Annotated in this window: 20 protein-coding genes; 19 read left to right on the top strand and 1 reads right to left on the bottom strand. The window is 70.0% G+C overall.

Going from position 1 to position 19,062, the window contains the following annotated elements:
- The first annotated feature begins 63 nt into the window (after positions 1–63).
- Entirely contained in the window at positions 64–417 is a 354-nt protein-coding gene (locus tag QNO11_RS05725; RefSeq protein WP_257510045.1) for an Rv2175c family DNA-binding protein, read from the top strand.
- Here QNO11_RS05725 and QNO11_RS05730 read toward each other — a convergent pair whose 3' ends face one another.
- Positions 418–1,518 carry a polyprenyl synthetase family protein gene (locus QNO11_RS05730; RefSeq protein ID WP_257510044.1) on the bottom strand — a complete coding sequence of 367 codons (1,101 nt, stop codon included), beginning with the start codon at positions 1,516–1,518 and terminating at the stop codon, positions 418–420. It lies immediately after the preceding gene.
- A gap of 68 nt (positions 1,519–1,586) precedes the next feature.
- On the opposite strand from QNO11_RS05730, the gene QNO11_RS05735 reads away from it, so the two are divergent.
- The 18 genes from QNO11_RS05735 (at position 1,587) to lspA (ending at position 19,061) form a co-directional block, all read left to right on the top strand.
- A complete protein-coding gene (locus QNO11_RS05735) occupies positions 1,587–1,958 on the top strand; it encodes an SCO2097 family morphological protein (RefSeq protein WP_257510043.1) in 372 nt (123 codons plus the stop codon).
- Positions 1,959–2,127: 169 nt separating this feature from the next.
- Positions 2,128–2,559: a division/cell wall cluster transcriptional repressor MraZ gene (gene mraZ / locus QNO11_RS05740; RefSeq protein ID WP_257510042.1), complete on the top strand. Its 432-nt coding sequence runs from the start codon at positions 2,128–2,130 to the stop codon at positions 2,557–2,559.
- A 97-nt stretch (positions 2,560–2,656) separates the two neighbouring features.
- Positions 2,657–3,610 carry a 16S rRNA (cytosine(1402)-N(4))-methyltransferase RsmH gene (rsmH, locus tag QNO11_RS05745; RefSeq protein WP_257510041.1) on the top strand — a complete coding sequence of 318 codons (954 nt, stop codon included), beginning with the start codon at positions 2,657–2,659 and terminating at the stop codon, positions 3,608–3,610.
- Positions 3,607–4,233 carry a cell division protein FtsL gene (ftsL, locus tag QNO11_RS05750; protein WP_257510040.1) on the top strand — a complete coding sequence of 209 codons (627 nt, stop codon included), beginning with the start codon at positions 3,607–3,609 and terminating at the stop codon, positions 4,231–4,233. Before rsmH ends, ftsL begins: the two co-directional genes overlap by 4 nt.
- Before the next feature lie 5 nt (positions 4,234–4,238).
- Positions 4,239–6,017, top strand: coding sequence for a peptidoglycan D,D-transpeptidase FtsI family protein (locus QNO11_RS05755; RefSeq protein WP_257510039.1), 1,779 nt, complete (start codon positions 4,239–4,241; stop codon positions 6,015–6,017).
- A gap of 52 nt (positions 6,018–6,069) precedes the next feature.
- A complete protein-coding gene (locus tag QNO11_RS05760) occupies positions 6,070–7,482 on the top strand; it encodes a UDP-N-acetylmuramoyl-tripeptide--D-alanyl-D-alanine ligase (protein ID WP_257510038.1) in 1,413 nt (470 codons plus the stop codon).
- Positions 7,479–8,588: a phospho-N-acetylmuramoyl-pentapeptide-transferase gene (mraY, locus tag QNO11_RS05765; RefSeq protein ID WP_257510037.1), complete on the top strand. Its 1,110-nt coding sequence runs from the start codon at positions 7,479–7,481 to the stop codon at positions 8,586–8,588. The genes QNO11_RS05760 and mraY overlap by 4 nt, the downstream gene beginning before the upstream one ends.
- Positions 8,585–10,132, top strand: a complete 1,548-nt coding sequence (murD, locus tag QNO11_RS05770) for a UDP-N-acetylmuramoyl-L-alanine--D-glutamate ligase (protein WP_257510036.1) — start codon at positions 8,585–8,587, stop codon at positions 10,130–10,132. Before mraY ends, murD begins: the two co-directional genes overlap by 4 nt.
- On the top strand, positions 10,083–11,303 hold the full coding sequence (gene ftsW, locus QNO11_RS05775) for a putative lipid II flippase FtsW (RefSeq protein WP_257510035.1): 1,221 nt from the start codon (positions 10,083–10,085) through the stop codon (positions 11,301–11,303). Before murD ends, ftsW begins: the two co-directional genes overlap by 50 nt.
- A 21-nt stretch (positions 11,304–11,324) precedes the next feature.
- Positions 11,325–12,398 carry an undecaprenyldiphospho-muramoylpentapeptide beta-N-acetylglucosaminyltransferase gene (gene murG, locus QNO11_RS05780; protein ID WP_257510034.1) on the top strand — a complete coding sequence of 358 codons (1,074 nt, stop codon included), beginning with the start codon at positions 11,325–11,327 and terminating at the stop codon, positions 12,396–12,398.
- Positions 12,399–12,452: 54 nt separating this feature from the next.
- The gene (murC, locus tag QNO11_RS05785; RefSeq protein WP_257510033.1) at positions 12,453–13,865 is read left to right on the top strand and encodes a UDP-N-acetylmuramate--L-alanine ligase; all 1,413 of its coding nucleotides are present in this window, start codon (positions 12,453–12,455) and stop codon (positions 13,863–13,865) included.
- Positions 13,866–13,870: 5 nt separating this feature from the next.
- A complete protein-coding gene (locus QNO11_RS05790; RefSeq protein WP_257510032.1) occupies positions 13,871–14,926 on the top strand; it encodes an FtsQ-type POTRA domain-containing protein in 1,056 nt (351 codons plus the stop codon).
- Positions 14,927–15,098: 172 nt separating this feature from the next.
- Positions 15,099–16,262, top strand: coding sequence for a cell division protein FtsZ (ftsZ, locus tag QNO11_RS05795; protein ID WP_257510031.1), 1,164 nt, complete (start codon positions 15,099–15,101; stop codon positions 16,260–16,262).
- 2 nt (positions 16,263–16,264) lie between these two features.
- Complete coding sequence (locus QNO11_RS05800) at positions 16,265–16,951, top strand: YggS family pyridoxal phosphate-dependent enzyme (RefSeq protein WP_257510030.1); 687 nt, start codon at positions 16,265–16,267, stop codon at positions 16,949–16,951.
- A 34-nt stretch (positions 16,952–16,985) separates the two neighbouring features.
- Positions 16,986–17,441, top strand: coding sequence for a cell division protein SepF (locus QNO11_RS05805; RefSeq protein WP_257510029.1), 456 nt, complete (start codon positions 16,986–16,988; stop codon positions 17,439–17,441).
- Between the two features lie 6 nt (positions 17,442–17,447).
- Positions 17,448–17,747 carry a YggT family protein gene (locus QNO11_RS05810; protein WP_257510028.1) on the top strand — a complete coding sequence of 100 codons (300 nt, stop codon included), beginning with the start codon at positions 17,448–17,450 and terminating at the stop codon, positions 17,745–17,747.
- 108 nt (positions 17,748–17,855) lie between these two features.
- A complete protein-coding gene (locus QNO11_RS05815) occupies positions 17,856–18,455 on the top strand; it encodes a DivIVA domain-containing protein (protein WP_257510027.1) in 600 nt (199 codons plus the stop codon).
- A gap of 9 nt (positions 18,456–18,464) precedes the next feature.
- Positions 18,465–19,061 carry a signal peptidase II gene (lspA, locus tag QNO11_RS05820; protein WP_257510026.1) on the top strand — a complete coding sequence of 199 codons (597 nt, stop codon included), beginning with the start codon at positions 18,465–18,467 and terminating at the stop codon, positions 19,059–19,061.
- Position 19,062 lies beyond the last annotated feature (1 nt).

Consider the following 19,062-nt stretch of genomic DNA (forward strand, 5'->3'; position numbering starts at 1 on the left):
TGTGAATGATGAGATTCTCATAAACCGGTCGGGCCAGCCGCGCACGGATGCAATCATGGGAGGGTGACCGGCGACACCACCCCTTCGCGTACCGAGACCGCCTGGCTGACACTGCCCGAACTCGTCGAGGTTCTCGGCGAGCCGCTGGGCCGGGTGCGGCGCTTGATCGACGAGTACCACCTCGTCGCCTCCCGACGCACCGGCAAGCTGGCCGTTCCGGAGGTGTTCATCGTCGACGGGCACCCGCTGTCGTCGCTGCGCGGCACGGTCATCGTCCTGCACGACGCCGGCCTGAGCGACGACGAGGCTATCGACTGGCTGCTGGACTACGAGGACTCGATCGGCCTGGCGCCCATCGAAGCGCTGCGGCAGGGTCGCAAGAGCGAAGTTCGTCGCGTCGCGCTGACCGTCGACTGATCAGGACGAGCGGTTAGTCGCCGCGCGGGTCAGATCGCGCAGCTCGCCCACCGCGGCGTCGCCGAGGCGTGCCCCGCGCAGCGCGCGGTCGGCGTCGGCGGCATAGCCGGCGATGAGCTTCTCCACCCGTGCCAGCGCGCCGGATTCGACGATCGTGCGCTGCAGGGCGGCGACCTGGTCGTCGTCCAGGAGCGGATCGCCGACGAGTTCGTCGATGGTGTGCCGTGCACCGGCGGGCAGGGACTCCCGGGCGTACGCGATGAGCACGGTCCGCTTCCCCTCGCGCAGATCGTCGCCCGACGGCTTGCCGGTGACCGCGGCGTCGCCGAAGACGCCCAACACGTCGTCGCGCAGCTGGAAGGCCAGCCCCACCGGGTGCCCGAAGGCCGCGAGGGCGTCGCGCTGCTCCTGGTCGGCGCCGGCGAGAGCGGCCCCCATCAGCAGCGGCTGCTGCACGCTGTAGCGGGCGGATTTGAGGGATGCCACCCGCAGCGCTCTGGCGGCGTGCTCACTGTCGGGCGATTGCCGGAAGGCCGCCTCTTCGGCGATGTCCAAGAACTGGCCGACCGTGACATCGCGCCGCATGACGGCGTAGTCGCGGCGGGCGGTCGCCGCGCGCGCGGGGTCGGCGACGCCGGCCAGGCCCCCTTCGAGCAGATCGTCGCTCCAGGCCACCAGCAGGTCGCCCAGCAGGATCGCCGCTGAGCGGCCGAACGTCGCGGCATCGCCGATCCAGCCGGCATCCTGATGCCCTGCCTCCAGCGCCCGATGGGCAGACGGCCGGCCGCGGCGGGTGTCGGAGTTGTCGATGAGGTCGTCGTGCACCAGGGCGGCGGCCTGGAAGATCTCCAGCGCGGCGGCGGCGGCGATGACCTCCGGCGGGACGGGGCCAGGGCGCCTGCCGCCGGCTTCGGCGACGGCTCGCCAGCCGGTCACGCAGAAGCGGGCGCGCAACCGCTTTCCGCCGCCGACGGCGCGCGCGCCGGCTTCGACGAAGGAGATCGCTTCGGGGCCCTCCGCTCGGGCGACGTCGCGCTGCTCTGCGAAGAATGCGATGAGTCGCTGTGAAACAGCCTCGATGGGATCCGGGATGGGCGACACGGGCCTAGCCTAGTTCTGACCGGGACGGTTAGAATCGTCCCCTATTGGGACCTCGACAAGGGGGATGCATGCCACTGTCCGAACAGGAGCAGCGCCTGCTCGATGAGATGGAACGCCATCTCATGCGAAACGACGCAGACGTGGTGAGCGCGCCCCGCGATGGGCGGACGCTCAGCTACCGCAACATCGTCTACGGCACGGTTCTCGTGCTCCTCGGCCTTGGCGGTCTCATCGCTGGGGTATCGACGGGCTTCGTCGCCATCGGCGTCATCGCGTTCATCGTGATGCTGGGCGGAGTGGTGCTCGCGGTCACACCGACCCGCGGAGCCGGTCGCGCACCTGCCAGCGGCAACCGCCCGCGCCCGACCGCTCCACCTTCCTCCACTTCCTTCATGGATCGCATGAACGATCGCTGGGATCGCCGCCAAGACGGCCGCTGACCGGCACGAAAGCAAGAGCACCGACCTCAGGGTCGGTGCTCTTTTTTCGTGCGCCCGGGGTGCGGTGGGGGGTGCAAGAGGGTATTTCGCCACGGAGTGTAGTGAAGTGGAGGGAAGTGGAGTAAAGTGGCGCTACCTTGGCGGGGCCGGATGAAGGGGGTGGACTGCGATGTTGTTGGGCACGCACACTCCCAAACTCGACGACAAGGGTCGGGTCATCCTTCCCGCGAAGTTCCGCGACGATCTCGGCGGCGGCGTCGTGATCACCCGCGGGCAGGAGCGCTGCCTGTATGTGTTCAGCACTGCCGAGTTCGAGCGGGTGTACGAGCGCATCCGCGAAGCGCCCCTGACAAACAAGCAGTCCCGCGACTTCCAGCGCATGTTCCTCTCGGGGGCCAGCGCCGAGAAGCCGGACGGCCAGAACCGCATCACGATCCCGCCACCACTGCGCACCTACGCCAACCTCGGGCGCGAGCTCATCATCACCGGCGTCGGCGCTCACGCGGAGATCTGGGACGCGGACGCGTGGAACGCGTACGCAGAAGGAAACGAAGACAGCTACTCGGACATGGAGCAGGAGGTGATTCCGGGCCTTTTCTGAGCCTCGATCGTGACTCCCAGCCGCTTGCCCTGACGCACTTCCCCGGCGTCAGGTCGGAGCGGATGGGGATCAGGATCGAGGATCGGGCCCCCGCACTATGAACCTCCGCGACATTCACACCCCCGTCATGCTCGAGCGTTGCCTCGAGCTGCTCGGCCCTGCCCTCCAGCACGAGGGAGCCGTTTTCGTCGATGCGACCCTCGGCATGGGCGGTCACTCCGAGGCGCTGCTGGAGCGATTCCCGCAGGCACGCCTGATCGGCCTCGACCGTGACCGCGATGCGCTGCGCATCGCGGGGGAGCGGCTGGCCCGCTTCGGCGACCGCGTGAGCCTCGTCCACACCGTCTACGACGGCATCGCCGAGGCCGTGGCCTCCACCGGCGCCACCGCCGCCGACGCGATCCTGTTCGACCTCGGAGTGTCCTCGCTGCAGCTGGATGAAGCCGACCGCGGCTTCGCCTATGCGCGGGACGCGCCGCTGGACATGCGGATGGACCAGAGCAGCGGAACCACCGCAGCGGACATCCTCGCGACCTACGGCGAAGGCGACCTGCGCCGCATCTTCGAACGCTACGGCGAGGAGAAGCTGGCCGGCCGTTACGCCCGCGCGATCATCGCCGCGCGCGGCACCGCGCCGATCCAGCGCTCCGGACACCTCGTGGACATCCTCCAGGAGGCGACCCCCGCCGCGTTGAAGGCCGCCGGACACCCCGCCAAACGGGTGTTCCAGGCCCTGCGCGTCGAAGTCAACGCCGAGCTGGCCGCGCTGGAGCGGGCCGTACCGGCCGCGCTGCGCCTGCTGCCGGTCGGCGGGCGCATCGTCGTGCTGTCCTACCAATCCCTCGAGGACCGCCTGGTCAAGCGCGAACTGGCCGCGGCATCCGCCTCCACCGCTCCCGCCGGACTCCCGGTGGAGCTCGCCGAACATGCGCCGCGGTTCCGGCTGCTGGTGAGGGGCGCCGAACTCGCCTCCGCCGAGGAGCGCGCCCGCAACCCCCGAGCGACGCCCGTGCGCTTGCGCGCCGCCGAACGTCTGCGTGAGGACATATGAACGCCCTGCCCCTGAGCTCCGTGGCCACCGCCACCGCGCTCCCGTCCTACACGCCGCGGCCGACCCGTCGGCTCGAGGTCGTCGCCGCCCCGCAACCGCGGCGCCGTCCCCGCCGGCTCTACGGCATCATCGCCGTCGCCGGCGCCGTCGCCATCGGCGCCGTCCAGATGGGCCTGTCGATCCTCACGACCCAGGGGTCGTACGAAGTGGCGCAGCTGACCCGCGAGCAGCGCGACCTGACCTACCAGAAGCAGATCCTCACCGACGACGTCGCCGGGTTGAACTCGCCCCAGTTCCTGGCGGCGAACGCCTCCGCCCTGGGCATGGTCATCGCCGAGTCGCCGAGTTACCTGCGGCTCAGCGACGGCGCCGTGCTCGGCACGGGCGCCGCCTCCCTCGGTGGATCGACCATCGACGCCCTCGGCCGTGCGTCCGTCCCCAACGCCCTCATCGCCGAGGCCCCGCTGGTCACCGCACCGTCCACGACCATCGGGGGCGCCCCCGTCGAGGCGGAGGAATCCGCCGCCACCGCGCCGGACGCCACCGCACCGGTAGCCGCCGCGCCGGAATCCCCCACGCCTCCGCCCGTCACAGACGGCCTGCCCGTACCGCGCACCCACTGAGAGCCATGACGACACGAGCCACCCGCAGTCCCCGCCGACGTACCGTCGTCGCGCTCGCTGTCGTACTCGCCGTGCTGTCCGGATTCATCGTGCGGCTGGTGGACATCCAGGTTGTCAACGCCGACGAGCACATCGCCGACTCGCAGGCGCTCGCATTGGGTGCCACCGAAGACCTCTACGGCGCGCGGGGTGAGATCGTCGATGCGGACGGCGAGGCCCTGGCCACCAGCATCCTGATGTACGACGGCAAGCTCGACCCCGTCAATGTCGGGGCGGTCGAGCGCGAGGTCGACGGCGTCGAGGTGGAGGTGCCCTGGGATCAGGTGGCCGCCGAGATCGGCGCCATCACCGGGCAGAGCGCAGATGAGATCATCAAGATCGTCGATGACGCCCTCGCCCAGGATGCCGGCAGCCGGTTCGCCTACCTGAAGAAGGGGCTGACGACCGAGCAGTACCGCGCCCTGGCGGATCTGCGCGCCCCGTACCTGAGCTTCGACATGCACCCGCAGCGCACCTACCCCGACGGAGCGGTGGCCGGGAACCTGGTCGGCTTCGTCGGGTCCGACGGTGAGCCGCTGGCGGGGATCGAGCAGATCGAGAACGACTGCCTTGCTTCGGCCGACGGCGAGCTGGCCTACCAGCGAGGCAAGGACGGCGTCGTCATCCCCGGCACCGCCGTGGAGACCCCCGCCGTGAACGGCGGCACCCTGCAGCTGACGATCGACCGCGACCTGCAGTGGTACATGCAGCAGCTCATCGCCGAAGAGGTGCAGAACAAGCAGGCCAAGAGCGGCACGATCTTCGTGCTCGAGGTCGCGACCGGCAAGATCCGCGCCGCCGCCGAGTACCCGACCGTCGACCCCAACAACGTCGCCGCGTCCGCAGCTGAGGACCGGGGCTCCCGGCTGTTCCTCAACTCGTACGAGCCGGGCTCGACGCTCAAGGCCATCACCGCCGCGAGCGTCATCGACGCCGGGGTGGCGACCCCGTTGACCACGGTCACCGCGGGCGACTACGAGACCTTCCCCAACGGCGCGCGGGTGGGTGACTTCGAGTCGCACCCCGTGCTCAACTACACCCTGACCGGGGCGCTCGTGGACTCCTCGAACGTCGCGCTGTCGAAATTCGGCGAGATGCTGTCGGCACAGGCCCGGTACGACTACCTGCAGCGCTTCGGCGTGGGTCACGGCACGGCGATCGGCTGGCCGTCCGAGCCGAAGGGCGACCTCGCCCCGGCATCCGACTGGGACAACCAGCAGTTCTACGCCACGACGTTCGGGCAGGGGTACACGATGACCTCCCCGCAGGTCGCCAGCGCCTACCAGGCGCTCGCGAACGGCGGCCTGAAGATGCCGCTGTCGCTGGTGGAGTCCTGCACGCTCGCCGACGGCACGGTCGTCAAGCCCGACCTCCCCGAGCCCGAGCAGGTCGTGTCGAAGGAAGCGGCGGATGCCGTGACCCTCATGCTCGAAAACGTCGCCGTCCAGGCGCAGATGGCCGAGTTCATCGCCGTCGACGGCTACCGCATCGCTGCGAAGACCGGTACGGCCCAGGTCGCCGGCGAGAACGGGTACAAGGCGGGCGTGTACTTCACGTCGCTCATCGGCATCGTCCCGGCGGACGACCCGCAGTACATCGTTCTCACCACGCTCGACGAGCCGACTACCATTAAGTCGTCTGCCGCCAACCGCCAGGCCTTCCAGAAGGCAATGACGCAGGTGCTCAAGAACTACCGCGTCCTGCCGTCTGAATCGCAGACGCCACTTCTTCCCAAGACGCAGTGATCGCCGCCCCCGACGCGGGCGCGCGCGTGCTCGTGATCGAGAACGGACACCCATGATTGCCTTGACGTTTGCCGAGGTGGCGCGAGCCACCTCCGGTGAGCTGCGCCCGGCTGCAGGCGCCGGCCCGGACACCGTCGTGTCCGGCGCCGTCGACACCGACTCGCGGCTGATCGAGCCGGGCGGCATCTTCGTCGCCAAACCCGGCGAGATCACTGACGGCCACGAATTCGTCGACGCCGCCGTGCAGCGCGGCGCGACGCTGGCGATCGTGGAACGCCCGGTCGCCGCCGCCGTGTCGCAGGTCGTGGTCGCCGACGTCGTCACCGCGCTGGCCGACCTCGCGCGCGAGGTCGTCGCGCGCGTCCGCGCGCACGGGAACCTGTTCGTGGTGGGCATCACCGGCTCCAACGGCAAGACCACCACCAAGAACATGCTCGCCCGCATCCTGGAGGGCGAGGGGGAGACGATCGCCCCCCGCGCCTCGTTCAACAACGAGGTCGGCGCCCCGCTGACCATGCTGCGGGTCACCCACGACACGCGCTACCTCGTCAGCGAGTTCGGTGCGAGCGGACCCGGCGAGATCGCGCGGCTGGCAGGACTGGTCGATCCCGACGTCGGCGTCGTGCTGATGGTGGGCATGGCCCACGCGGGCGGCTTCGGCGGCGTGGAGGCGACCCTGCGGGCCAAGTCCGAGCTGATCCACGCCGTCCGCCCCGGCGGCATCGCGGTGCTCAACGCCGACGACCCGCGGGTGGTCACGATGGCGCAGATCGCCGCGCAACGCCACGAGGCCGTGCGCTGGTTCGGTCGGGGCCCGACCGCGGACGTGCGGGCGGAAGAGGTCGAAGTGGACGCCGACGGCACGACGTGCACGGTCATCGTCGACGGGGAGCGACTGCCGCTGCGCCTGCAGGTGCTGGGGGAGCACCACGTCATGAACGCCCTCGCCGCGATCACCGCCGCCACCGCGCTCGGCGTCGCCCCCGACATCGCGATCGCCCGGCTGGAGACCCTCGAGCTGGCGGAGCGCTGGCGGATGCAGCCGCTGGGTTCGGCCCGGGTGCGCATCATCAACGACGCGTACAACGCCAGCCCCGATTCGATGGCGGCAGCGTTGCGCACCCTCGCGCAGATCGCCGCTCCCGGCGAACGCACCGTCGCGGTGCTGGGTGCGATGAGCGAGCTGGGGGAGTTCTCCGGCGACGAGCACGACCGCATCGGCCTGCTGGCGGTGCGCCTGAACATCCGCCGCATCGTCGTGGTCGGCCCCGAAGCGCGCCGGCTGTTCATCTCGGTGATCTCGGAAGGCTCGTGGGACGGTGAGGCGGTGTTCTTCGCCACCGCCGACGAGGCGTACGACTACTTGATGTCGGAGCTGCGCGACGGCGACCGCGTGCTGGTCAAATCCTCCAACGCCGCGGGCCTGCGGCATCTGGGCGATCGTCTGGGAGAATCGTTCTCGTGAGATCCCTCCTGGTAGCCGCGACGATCTCACTCGCGTTCACACTGTTCCTCACGCCGCTGTTCATCAGACTGTTCGAACGGCTCGGCTGGGGTCAGGTGATCCGCACCCCCGAGGACGGCAACAACCCGCAGCACGCCGCCAAGCGCGGCACGCCCACGATGGGCGGCATCATCTTCATCCTCGGTGCACTCATCGGGTACTTCGCCGGCACCTACACCGGCGGCAGCCCGCCCACCCCGTCCGGCCTGCTGGTGCTGTGGATGATGGTGGGCCTGGGCGCCGTGGGCCTGGTCGACGACATGATGAAGGTGCGCAGCCAGCGCAGCCTCGGCCTGTCCGGCTGGCGCAAGGTGCTGGGGCAGGTGCTCGTGGCAGTGCCGTTCGGCATCCTCGCCCTGAACTTCCCCAACATCCACGGGTTCACCCCCGCCTCGGCGCACATCTCGCTGTTCCGCGACATCCCGGTGCTGTCGTTCATGGCGCTCGGCGCGATCATCGGCTGGGTCCTGTACCTCGCGTGGGTGTCGTTCCTGTCCGTCGCGTGGTCCAACGCCACCAACCTCACCGACGGACTGGACGGCCTGTCCACCGGTGCCGGCATTTTCACCGTCTCGGCCTACGCGCTCGTGGCGTTCTGGCAGTTCCAGCAGCGGTGCACCAGCGCCGCCCTCGTCCCGGCCTACGCGGACGCCTGCTACAACACCCGCGACCCGCTGGACCTCACGATCGTCGCCGCGTCGTTCGTCGGCGCGCTGGTCGGGTTCCTGTGGTGGAACGCCCCGAAGGCGAAGATCTTCATGGGTGACGTCGGCTCCATGGCCATCGGCGGCGTCATCGTCGCGATGTCGGTGCTGACCCGCACCGAGCTGCTGGCCGTGCTCATCGCCGGCGTCTTCGTCATCGCGCCGGGTTCGGTCGTACTGCAGCGCTACTACTTCAAGGCGACCGGTGGCAAACGCATCTTCCTGATGAGCCCGTTCCACCATCACCTCGAACTGCGCGGCTGGCCGGAGATCACCATCGTGGTGCGCATGTGGATCATCGCCGGCATGCTCGCGGTGACCGGCGTCGGACTGTTCTACGTCGAGTGGCTCGCAGCACAATGAGCGATCGCCTGGACGCACTCACCAGCTGGCACGCCGACTGGCGGGGACTGCGCGTAGCGGTGCTGGGGCTGTCGGTGACGGGATTCTCGGTCGCCGACACGCTCGCGGAACTCGGCGCACGGGTGCTCGTGGTGACCGAGACCGCCGCCGAGGAGTACGCCCGGCTGCTGCCGGTGATCGGAGCGGACCTGTGGACCGGTGCGCTTGACGACGTGCCTGCGGACTTGGCCTCGTTCGCCCCCGACGTGATCGTCGCCTCGCCGGGCTTCGCCCCGCACCACCCGGTCATCCGGTGGGCGCAGGATGCCGGCATCGCGCTGTGGGGTGACATCGAACTGGCCTGGCGGGTGCGCGACAAGGTCCTGCGCCCCGACGGCCGCCCCGCCGACTGGGTGCTGGTCACCGGGACCAACGGCAAGACCACGACGACCCGTCTCGCCGCGACCATGATGACCGAGGGCGGGCTGCGCGCCGCGCCCTGCGGCAACATCGGCGTTCCGGTGCTCGACGCGGTGCGCGACCCGGCCGGCTTCGACGTGCTCGTGGTCGAACTGTCCAGCCATCAGCTGTGGTACCTCGGGTTGCAGCAGGGTCCGCAGCCGGTGTCGCCGGCCGCGGCGGTGTGCCTCAACCTCGCCGACGACCACCTGCAGTGGCACGGCTCGTTCGCGGCGTACCGCGACGCCAAGGCCGTCGTCTACAACCACACCCGCATCGCCTGCGTCTACAACAAGGCCGACATCGCCACCCGCGAGATGGTCGAAGAGGCCGAGGTGGTGGACGGTTGCCGCGCGATCGGATTCGATCTCGGCGTGCCCGGCCCCAGTGACCTCGGCGTCGTCGACGGCATCCTCGTGGACCGTGCGTTCCTCGACGAACGGCACACCACCGCGCTGGAACTGACGACGGTCGCCGAACTGGCAGAGCATGGCCTTGCCGCCCCGCACGTCGTGGCGAACATCCTGGCCGCCAGTGCCCTGGCCCGCGCGCTCGATGTGCCGCCGGCGGCGATCGCCGCGGCGCTGCAGGAGTTCCGGCTCGATCCGCACCGCATCGAAGTTGTCGCCGTCGCCGGTGGCATCACCTGGGTCGACGACTCCAAGGCGACCAACCCCCACGCCGCCGCCTCGTCGCTGGCAGCCTTCCCGGGGGCGGTCTGGGTCGTGGGCGGACTGCTGAAGGGCGTGGACATCTCCGACCTCGTCGCCGGTCGCGGCGCGCGCGCGAAAGCGGCGATCGTGATCGGCGCCGACCGCACCGCCGTGACGGAGGCGTTCGAGCGACACGCCCCGACGGTCCCGGTTTTCGAGGTGGACGACACGGACACTGAAGAGGTCATGACGCGGGTCGTGGAACTGGCGGCCGGAATCGCCCGGGACGGGGACGTGGTGCTACTGGCCCCCGCCGCAGCATCCTTCGACCAGTTCGCGTCCTACTCAGACCGCGGCCACCGCTTCGCCGCGGCGGTACGTGAACGAATCGGGAGGGGACGTGGTGGCGAACACGACGAGCAGCCGCACGACACCCCCGACGGACCCCGCTGAGGGCGACGGCCGCGGAGGACTTGCCGCCCGCGTCTCGCTGGGCAAGGTGTTCGCGCCGGTGCCGAGCGAGTTCCTGCTGATCTCGTCGGCGGCGCTGCTGCTGACCGGGTTCGGCCTGGTGATGGTGCTCTCCGCGACCTCCGCGACCTCCACCGCCGCCGGTCTCGGGCCCTACGACACCCTCATCAAGCAGGCGGTGTTCGCCCTCATCGGCATCCCGTTGATGTTCGTCCTCAGCCGCTTCCCGGTGGGGTTCTGGAAGAAGATCGCCTGGCCCGCCCTGATCGGGGCGACCGCACTGCAGCTGCTGGTGTTCGTGCCCGGCATCGGCATCGAGAACGACGGAAACCGCAACTGGATCGCGATCGCCGGCTTCCAGGCGCAGCCGTCGGAGTTCCTCAAGCTCACCCTGGCGCTGTGGCTCGGGCTGGTGCTGTTCCGCAAGCGCATGCTGCTGACGAAATGGCAGCACGTGTTCATCCCGGTCGTCCCCGTGGGCGTGCTGGTGATCGGGACGGTCCTGGCCGGCCGGGACCTCGGCACCGCGATGATCCTGGTGCTCGTCCTGCTGGCGGCGCTGTTCTTCTCCGGTGTGAAGCTGCGGCTGTTCGTCATCCCGCTCATCGGTGCGGTCGTCGCCGTTGCCGCGCTGGCGGTGACCAGCCCCAACCGCATGGCCCGCATCCTGAGCTTCCTCGACCCCAACTGCATCGCCGATTACCTGGACAGCTGCTATCAGCCGCTGCATGGGGTGTGGGGTCTGGCCGCCGGCGGGTTCTTCGGGCTGGGGCTGGGCAACTCGCGCGAGAAGTACGCGTGGCTGCCGGCCGCCGCGCACGACTACATCTTCGCGATCGTCGGTGAAGAGCTCGGACTGATCGGATGCGTCGTGGCACTGGGTCTGTTCGCCCTGTTCGCCGTCGGTGCCTTCCACGTCGTCCGCAAGACCGACGACCCGTTCGTGCGCATCGCGGCCGGCGCGATCACGGTGTGGATCGTCGGGCAGGCGCTGATCAACATCGGCGTCGTGCTGCGGGTGTTCCCGGTGCTGGGCGTGCCGCTGCCGTTCATGTCGCAGGGTGGAACGGCGCTGCTGTCGGTGCTCATGGCGTGCGGCGTGCTGCTGTCGTTCGCTCGGAGCCTCCCCGTCAAGCCACCCGCGTCGGCCTGACCCGCGGGTTAGGGTCGTCTGGTGACGACGTACCTCCTCGCCGGCGGCGGCACCGCCGGCCATGTCAACCCGCTGCTGGCGGTCGCCGACGGGCTGCGCGCCCGCGACCCCGAGGCCACCGTGCTGGTCCTCGGCACGCGGGAGGGGCTCGAGGCCCGGCTGGTGCCCGAGCGCGGGTATGAGCTGCTGTTCGTCGACAAGGTGCCCTTCCCCCGTCGGCCGAACGCCGCCGCTGCGGCCTTCCCGGCACAGTTCCAGCGTGCGGTGGCGCAGGTGCGTGCGCACATCCGTGCCCACCGGGTCGACGTTGTCGCCGGGTTCGGCGGCTACGCGTCGGCACCGGCCTACGTCGCAGCGGCGCGCGAGCGAGTGCCGTTCGTCGTGCACGAGGCCAACGCCCGACCGGGCCTGGCGAACGTGCTCGGTGCGCGCCGGGCCGCCAAAGTGGGCGTGGCCTTCGCCGGCACGCCGCTGAAGCGCTCGCACGTGGTGGGCATGCCGCTGCGGCGCGAGATCGTCGACCTCGACCGCGACGCGCTGCGCGCCGAGGCCGCGGCGTACTTCGGTCTGGATCCGGCCCGGCCCACGCTGCTCGTCTTCGGCGGATCGCTGGGTGCGCAGCGCCTGAACGAGGCGTTCGCCGGCGCCTGGCAGGACGTGGTGGATGCCGGCTGGCAGCTGCTGCAGGCGGCGGGGGAGAAGAACGAGCTGCGCGACCCGGGCGTCTCCGGCTACGCGCTGCGGCCGTACATCGACCGCATGGACCTCGCCTTCGCGCTGGCCGACGCGATCGTCTCGCGCGCCGGTGCGGCCACCGTCAGCGAGATCAGCGCCCTGGGAATCCCCGCGGTGTACGTGCCGTACGCGGTGGGCAACGGTGAGCAGGCGCTCAACGCCTCATCGGCGGTCCACGCCGGGGCGGCGCGCCTGATCCCCGACGCCGAGTTCACCGCGGAGCGGGTGCGCGGCGAGGTCGTACCGCTGCTGCGCGATGAGCAGGCGCTGGCCGGCATGCGCAAGGCGGCGGCATCGGTCGGCAGCCGCACCGGCACCGAGGATGTCATCGCTCTGATCGACGCCGCCCTGGCCGGCTGACGCCGCGCGCCGCACAGCCGACCCACCGGGCACGCGACCTAGACTTGTCGGGCCATGATCCGACCCGACCTGAGTCTGCCCATACCCGACGACATCTCCGCCGCGCACTTCATCGGCATCGGTGGATCCGGCATGTCCGGACTCGCGGGCATGTTCCTCGACCGCGGCATCCGCGTGTCCGGTTCCGACCGCTCCGACAGCCCGTCGCTGCGGGCGCTGGCAGCCCGCGGCGCCACCGTGCACGTCGGGCACGACGCGGCGAACCTCGCCGACGACGTCGACACCGTCATCCACACCGGCGCGATCTGGCCTGAGAACCCCGAGTTCCTGCTTGCCAAGCAGCGCGGCCTGCACGTGATCCACCGGTCGCAGGCGCTGCACTGGCTGATCGGCTCGCGCCGGCTCGTCTCGGTGGCCGGCGCCCACGGCAAGACCACGTCGACGGGCATGATCGTCACGGCCCTGCAGCGCCTGGACGCCGATCCGACGTTCGTCAACGGCGGTGTCATCGCCGAGCTGGGCGTGTCCAGCGGCACCGGCTCCGACGAGCTGTTCGTGATCGAGGCGGACGAGTCCGACGGCACGTTCCTGCTCTACGACACCTCGATCGCCCTCATCACGAACGTCGACCCCGACCACCTCGACCACTGGGGCACCGCCGACGCCTTCTACGACGGGTTCGTGCGCTTCGCCGACGGCGCCCGGGAAGCCGTGGTGATCTCCAGCGACGACCCCGGTGCCCGACGCGTGGCCGCAGCGGTCAGCCACCCGAACGTGGTCACGTTCGGTGAGCACCCGGATGCCGACGTGCGGGTCACCGGCGTCCGCACCGACGGCCCGGTCGCCTTCACCCTCACCCACGACGGCGTCTCGGTGTCGGGCCGGCTGACGGTTCCCGGCACGCACAACGCGATCAACGCCGCCGGCGCGGTCGCGGTGCTGCTGACCCTGGGCTACGGGCTCGAGCCGGCGCTGCGCGCCGTCGAAGCGTTCGGCGGCACGGCGCGTCGCTTTGAGCTGCACGGCGTGCAGCGCGGCGTGAGCGTCTACGACGACTACGCACACCATCCGACCGAGGTCGCCGCCGCACTGTCGGCGGCGCGCACCGTGGTGGGCAGCGGGCGCATCATCGCGCTGCACCAGCCGCACACCTACTCGCGCACGCAGGAGATGTTCCGCGAGTTCGCCGAGGTGCTCGAACAGCTCGCCGACCACACCGTCGTGCTCGACGTCTACGGCGCACGCGAGGATCCCGTGCCCGGCGTCACCGGCGAACTGGTCAGCACCGCGTTCAGCGACCCGCAGCGCGTGCACTTCGTCGCCGACTGGCAGCAGGCCGCCGACTACACCGCCGCCGTCGCCCGCGAAGGGGACTACATCGTCACCCTCGGCTGCGGCAACGTGAACCTCATCATCCCGCAGCTGCTGGACGCCCTCGCCGCGGCACCGGATCGGCCGGGGGAGTAGTCACCGTGCGCCGGCCCAGCCCGCTGCCGCCGCCGACGGAGCCGCGCCCCGATGAGGAGCCGGATGCCGCAGTCCAGGCGCAGCCGGTGGAGCCGCCGCGGTCGGTCGACCCGCCGCGACGGCGTGAGAGCCAGCACGAACCGGCGCCGGACGAGGCCGAGACCGTGCCCCTCGCGCCGGTCATCCCTTTTCACTTCCGTGACGACCACGCGGCATCCGACTCACCGGCCTCGGCCGCCCCGACCCGTCCCGGCCTGCCGCCCGCGGCCCCTGACCACACCGCAGAGCCGGTCGCAGAGGTCGGTCTGGGCGATGTGCTGCGCGCCGCCCGCGCCCGCCGCCGGACGCTGCGCGCGGAGGTGCGCCGGTTCACCTCCCGCCAGCGCCGCCGCCGGATGGTCTGGCTCGGCAGTATCGGCGCGGTGGCGTTGCTCGTGCTCGGAACGCTCGGTGCCGCGTACAGTCCGCTGTTCGCGGTGCAGTCGATCACCGTGGAGGGCACCAGTCGGCTGGATGCCACCGCCGTGGCAGAGGCCCTGTCGGATCAGCTGGGCACCCCCATGCCGCTGGTCGACTCGAGCGAGGTGAAGGCTGCGCTGGTGGGATTCCCGCTCGTGGAGTCGTACTCGCTGGAAGCGCGCCCGCCGCACGAGCTGATCGTGCGGATCGTCGAGCGCACTCCGATCGGCGTGCTGTCCTCGCCCGCCGGATTCACACTGGTGGATGCCGCAGGCGTCGGGCTGTCGACCACGAGCACGCCGCCCGCAGGCGAGCCGCTGATCGAGGTGACCGGCGGCGTGCAGTCCGACGCGTTCGAGGCGGTCGGCCATGTGGTGCGGTCGCTGCCGGCGGGGATCCGCGCGCAGCTGACAGAGGTCGCGGCCACGACCCCCAACGACGTCACCCTGACCCTCGGTGGCACCGGCACCGAGATCGTCTGGGGTGGTGCGGACGATTCCGCGATGAAGGCGCTCGCGCTGGAGAGCATCATGAGGACCCGCCCGCCCGAGACCGTCAGCGCTTACGACGTGTCCTCCCCGAACGCGATCGTGGTCCGCTGACCCGATGCATCGCGGGTTGGCGATCGCATCTCGCGACACGCCCGTAACGCTGCACGTCGCGGCGGCCCCTCCGCATACCTTCGGACACAGCGGGAATTGCATACCCAGCAATTCTTTAAACCTCTACATGAGGTTGAAGGTTTAGGGTTCGGGACGATACGGAGGCCGGCGCATGAGCCAGAACCAGAACTACCTCGCGGTGATCAAGGTCGTGGGTGTGGGAGGCGGCGGCGTGAACGCCGTCAACCGCATGATCGATCTTGGCCTGCGCGGTGTGGAGTTCATCGCGGTGAACACGGATGCACAGGCGCTGCTGATGAGCGACGCCGATGTCAAGCTGGATGTCGGTCGCGAGCTGACACGCGGGCTCGGCGCAGGCGCCGACCCCGAGGTCGGCCGTCGTGCCGCTGAGGATCACGCCGAGGAGATCGAAGAGGCTCTCACCGGCGCCGACATGGTCTTCGTCACGGCGGGTGAAGGCGGTGGCACGGGCACCGGTGGTGCCCCCGTCGTCGCACGCATCGCGAAGTCGATCGGTGCACTCACGATCGGTGTCGTCACCAAGCCGTTCTCCTTCGAGGGCCGCCGTCGGCAGAGCCAGGCCGAGACCGGCGTGTCGAAGCTGAAGGAAGAGGTCGACACCCTCATCGTGGTGCCCAACGACCGTCTGCTGGAGATCAGCGACCGTGGCATCTCGATGATCGAGGCGTTCGCCACGGCTGACCAGGTGCTCCTGGCCGGTGTGCAGGGCATCACCGACCTCATCACCACGCCGGGTCTGATCAACCTCGACTTCGCCGACGTCAAGTCGGTCATGCAGGGCGCGGGCTCCGCGCTCATGGGCATCGGTTCGGCACGCGGTGCCGACCGTGCCATCAAGGCGGCCGAACTGGCAGTCGAGTCGCCCCTGCTGGAGGCGTCCATCGAGGGTGCGCACGGTGTGCTGCTGTCGATCCAGGGCGGGTCCAACCTCGGTATCTTCGAGATCAACGACGCCGCACAGCTGGTCAAGGAAGCGGCCCACCCCGAAGCGAACATCATCTTCGGTACGGTCATCGACGACACCCTCGGCGACGAGGTGCGCGTCACGGTGATCGCGGCAGGCTTCGACGGGGGCGAGCCCGCGCTGCGGCTGGACCCGGTGAGCACGCTGCGCTCCACGTCCGCGCCGGTGCTCCCGGCCATCCCCGCCGCCGACGCCGCCCGCGAGGTTCCGGCACCCGCCGAGCCCGCCCGCGAGCGCGAATCGGTCTCGGTCACCGCTGCCGCCTCGACCGACTCGTACGAGTCGGCCTTCGGCGACGACGACCTGGACATCCCCGACTTCCTGAAGTAACGGTGGATCTGCAATCGCGGCTCGCCGATATCGACGCGCGCATCACTGATGCCGCGGTGTCGGCGGGCCGCGATCCGGCGGGGATCACGCGCATCGTCGTGACGAAGTTCCATCCCGCCCAGCTGGTGCGGGACCTCTACGCCCTGGGCGTGCGGGACGTGGGCGAGAACCGCCAGCAGGAGTTCACCGCCAAGGCAGCGGAAACGGCTGACCTCGCGCAACTGCGGTGGCACTTCATCGGCCAGGCGCAGACCAACAAGGCGCGGGCGATCCGCGCCGCGGCATCCGCCGTCCACTCGGTCGACCGGCCCCGGCTGGCCGACGCGCTGGACGCGGCAGCCGAACCGGGCGCGGCGCCGCTGGACGTGCTGCTGCAGGTCAATCTCACCGCTGACCCCGGTCGCGGCGGGGTGGCACCGGCGGACGTGGCGGCCCTGGCCGAGCACGTCATCGCGAGGTGTCCCACGCTCCGCGTCCGCGGCGTGATGGGGGTCGCCCCGCTGGACGAACCGGCCGCCGCCGCCTTTGCGCGCTTGGCCGACACCGCGGACCTGGTGCGCGGTGTGGTGGCGGATGCCACCTGGATCTCTGCCGGAATGACCGGCGATTTTCCCGAAGCGATTCATGCCGGTGCGACACACCTGCGGATCGGTTCGGCAATCACGGGCCCGAGGCCCGTGCACGGATAGCCTCGGAACACACGAGCGAACCACGGAGGATGCGATGTCGAACCCGCTCAAGAAGACCATGGTGTATTTGGGCCTGGCCGACGAGGAAGAAGCCTACGAGGAGCCTGTCGCGCAGCCCCCGCGCCGCGAGAAGCAAATCGAGAAGGTGACCGCTCCTGTGACCCCTATTCACCGTCCCGCCGTCGTGCGGCAGCCGGCGCCCAGCGCGATCAGCGAGATCCTCACGGTGCACCCCAAGCAGTACCGTGACGCGCAGATCATCGCGGAGAACTTCCGTGACGGCATCCCCGTGATCATCAACCTCTCGCAGATGAGCGACGCCGACGCGCGCCGCCTCATCGACTTCGCGAGCGGTCTGTCGCTGGGTCTGTTCGGACGTATCGAGCGGGTCACGAGCAAGGTCTTCCTGCTCTCGCCCGAGAACGTCGCGGTGTCGGGTGACGGTGCTGTGGCCCAGGCCGACCCCGAGGCACCCGCCTTCGCGCAGTAATCCGCCGTGGACGTGCTTCGCCTCGTCGCCGCGATCGTCAACACGCTTCTACTCGTCTATGTTCTGCTGCTGCTCGTGCGGCTGATCCTCGAGTACATTCCGATGTTCAACCGGTCGTGGCGCCCCCGTGGTGCCGGCCTGATTGCGGCGGAGATCGTCTACACGGTCACCGACCCGCCCATCAAGCTGATCCGCCGCTTCATTCCTCCGCTGCGCGTAGGCGCAGTGGCCATCGACTTCGCATTCCCGCTCACGATGCTCATCTGCTTCGTGTTGCTGTCGATCACCCGTACCATCGCAGGCTGACACCGCCTCGCGACCCGTGGCGGGTCGGACTATGCTGAGAGGATCGGCCCGCACGTGCGGGCCGCTCCCGATCGGCCCGCGACGTGAGCTCCGAAAGAGGACCAGACAATGGCTTTGACCCCCGATGACGTCGTCACCAAGCAGTTCCAGCACGTGCGTTTCAAGGAAGGCTTCGACCCCGATGAGGTCGACGACTTCCTCGACGAGATCGTCGTCGAATGGCGCAAGACGATCGCTGAGAACGAAGAGCTGAAGACGAAGCTCGCCGCTTACGAGTCGGGCGAGACCCCCGCCGCCGCCGAGGCCCCCGCCGAGGTCGAGCAGGTCGAGGCAGTAGAGGTCGTCACCGAGGCGCCCGCCGCCGAGCCTGCTGCCGCTCCGGTTGCAGCCAGCGCCGGCATCATCGAGCTCGCGCAGCGTCTGCACGACGAGCACGTCGCCGAGGGCCAGGCCCAGCGCGACAAGCTCATCGCAGAGGCTCAGTCGCAGGCGGCATCCATCGTCGCCGAGGCCGAAGCCCGCGGTCGCGAGGAGATCTCGCGCCTGGAGAAGGAGCGCGGCTCGCTGGAGACTCGCATCGCCGAGCTCCGCCAGTTCGAGCGCGACTACCGCACCCAGCTGCGCGGCTACATCGAGGGCCAGCTGCGGGATCTCGACTCGACCGGCACCTCGTCCGGTTCGACGCCGGTCTCGGCCGTCGGCCACTAGGCCGGGTCATTGACGGGCCGGACCCCCCTTCGTACGGCGGCGGCCGGCACCATCACCGCGATTCTCGCGGTGGCGGTGCTGGCCGCTGACCAGTTCACCAAGTACCTCGCCCTCGAGAACCTCCCCTACCAGGAGACGGTTCCGGTCTTCGGCGAGGCGCTGCAGCTGTACCTGACCCGCAATCCCGGGGCGGCGTTCTCGCTCGGCGAGGGCGTCACGTGGATCTTCACGATCGTGCTGGCCGCCGCGGCGGTCACGATCGTCGTCCTCACCGTGCGCGTCGTGCGGTCCCGCTGGTGGGCAGTCGTGCTGGGGCTGCTGCTCGGCGGCATCCTCGGCAACCTCACCGACCGGCTGTTCCGGGAACCCGGATTCCTGGTCGGCCACGTGGTCGACTTCATCCACACACCGTGGATGTGGCTCGGGCTGCCGTCGGCGATCTACAACGTCGCCGATATCTTCATCGTGACGATGATGCTGTCCGTCGCCGTGCTCGTGCTCATCGGCATGCGCTTCGACGGCACCCGCGAGAAGCACACGGCCGAGGCGGACCCGGCATCCGGTGCCGTCGACGCCTCCGCCCCCGACGAGGCCGCGAAGGCCTGAT

This window comes from Microbacterium sp. zg-B96, from assembly GCF_030246865.1.
GTDB lineage: Bacteria > Actinomycetota > Actinomycetes > Actinomycetales > Microbacteriaceae > Microbacterium.

Bases quoted from the DNA above. Each gene is read 5' to 3' on its own strand.
- ftsL (WP_257510040.1), top strand. From the start codon at position 3,607: ATGAACGCCCTGCCCCTGAGCTCCGTGGCCACCGCCACCGCGCTCCCG.
- mraZ (WP_257510042.1), top strand. From the start codon at position 2,128: ATGTTGTTGGGCACGCACACTCCCAAACTCGACGACAAGGGTCGGGTC.
- QNO11_RS05760 (WP_257510038.1), top strand. From the start codon at position 6,070: ATGATTGCCTTGACGTTTGCCGAGGTGGCGCGAGCCACCTCCGGTGAG.
- murC (WP_257510033.1), top strand. From the start codon at position 12,453: ATGATCCGACCCGACCTGAGTCTGCCCATACCCGACGACATCTCCGCC.
- rsmH (WP_257510041.1), top strand. From the start codon at position 2,657: ATGAACCTCCGCGACATTCACACCCCCGTCATGCTCGAGCGTTGCCTC.
- ftsZ (WP_257510031.1), top strand. From the start codon at position 15,099: ATGAGCCAGAACCAGAACTACCTCGCGGTGATCAAGGTCGTGGGTGTG.
- murD (WP_257510036.1), top strand. From the start codon at position 8,585: ATGAGCGATCGCCTGGACGCACTCACCAGCTGGCACGCCGACTGGCGG.
- QNO11_RS05755 (WP_257510039.1), top strand. From the start codon at position 4,239: ATGACGACACGAGCCACCCGCAGTCCCCGCCGACGTACCGTCGTCGCG.
- QNO11_RS05805 (WP_257510029.1), top strand. From the start codon at position 16,986: ATGTCGAACCCGCTCAAGAAGACCATGGTGTATTTGGGCCTGGCCGAC.
- QNO11_RS05735 (WP_257510043.1), top strand. From the start codon at position 1,587: ATGCCACTGTCCGAACAGGAGCAGCGCCTGCTCGATGAGATGGAACGC.
- QNO11_RS05815 (WP_257510027.1), top strand. From the start codon at position 17,856: ATGGCTTTGACCCCCGATGACGTCGTCACCAAGCAGTTCCAGCACGTG.